General features: G+C 72.7%; 1 protein-coding gene. It reads left to right on the plus strand.

The window, feature by feature from the left end:
* The first annotated feature begins 201 nt into the window (after positions 1–201).
* Complete coding sequence (locus OP86_RS32470; protein ID WP_051831193.1) at positions 202–1,110, plus strand: DUF3109 family protein; 909 nt, start codon at positions 202–204, stop codon at positions 1,108–1,110.
* Positions 1,111–1,169: the final 59 nt, after the last annotated feature.

Here is a 1,169-nt window from a genome sequence, read left to right on the forward strand (position 1 = left end):
AAGCAGAAGACGGCATACGAGATTTCTGCCTGTCTCGTGGGCTCGGAGATGTGTATAAGAGACAGGCCCCACACCGCACACACCACGGCCCCGTCACTACCGCCGAGAAAGCTCTACCCTTGCCGGGTGGCACCAGCAGAAACGTCCAAGAAGAAGGCCAAGGCGAAGCCCGAGGCCTCCCCCGCCCCCGTCGACCTCGCGATGCCGACCCTGCGCCGCGAGATCCCGCGCGACGAGGTCCCGCTCGACTTCCCGCGCGCCTGGGTCGAGTTCGCCGACCCCGCCGACGAGGAGCAGGTCTTCCGCTGCGACCTCACCTGGCTGACCTCCCGCTGGTCCTGCGTCTTCGGCCAGGGCTGCCACGGCATCCGTGAGGGCCGGGGCGAGTCGGACGGCTGCTGCACGCTGGGCGCGCACTACTCGGACGAGGACGACGAGAAGCGCGTCCTGGGGCACGCGGCGCGGCTGACGCCGGAGCTGTGGGAGAACTTCGCCGAGGGCACCGACGCCAAGGGCCGGATCGTCTCCGGCGACGGCACGTCCGACGGCGCCACCTCCGGCAAGGGCAGCTCCGGCAAGGGCGCCTCCGGCCGCGGCATCACCATGCTGGACGAGGACGGCGACCGCCAGACCCGCCGGGTCAACGGCGCCTGCATCTTCGTGAACAGCCCCGACTTCGCCGGCGGCGCCGGCTGCGCCCTGCACGCGCTCGCCCTCAAGGAGGGCCGCGAGCCGCTGGAGACCAAGCCGGACGTGTGCTGGCAGCTGCCGATCCGCCGCACCTACGACTGGATCGACCGCCCGGACGACACCCGCTACCTGCAGGTCTCGATCGGCGAGTACGACCGCCGCGGCTGGGGCCCGGGCGGCCACGACCTGCACTGGTGGTGCACCGGCGCCCCGGCGGCCCACCAGGGCGCGGAGCCCGTGTACGTCAGCTACCGCCCCGAGCTCACCGAGCTGATGGGCCGGGCGGCGTACGAGGTGCTGGCCGGCCTGTGCGAGGAGCGGATCGCCACCAAGGGCGACCGCAAGGTGGCCCCGCACCCGGCCGACCCCGCCAAGAAGCCCAGGACCGAAACCAAGCCCAAGGCCGACAAGAAGCGCTGAGCAGCCCCCGCGCCCAGCCACCCCAAGCGGCCCCGCCCCACCCCCGGCCGCCCCGGGCC

It is taken from the genome of Streptomyces novaecaesareae (assembly GCF_000716875.1).
Classification (GTDB): Bacteria; Actinomycetota; Actinomycetes; order Streptomycetales; family Streptomycetaceae; genus Kitasatospora; species Kitasatospora novaecaesareae.

Coding starts and splice junctions, on each gene's coding strand:
- OP86_RS32470 (WP_051831193.1), top strand. CDS start 202: ATGCCGACCCTGCGCCGCGAGATCCCGCGCGACGAGGTCCCGCTCGAC.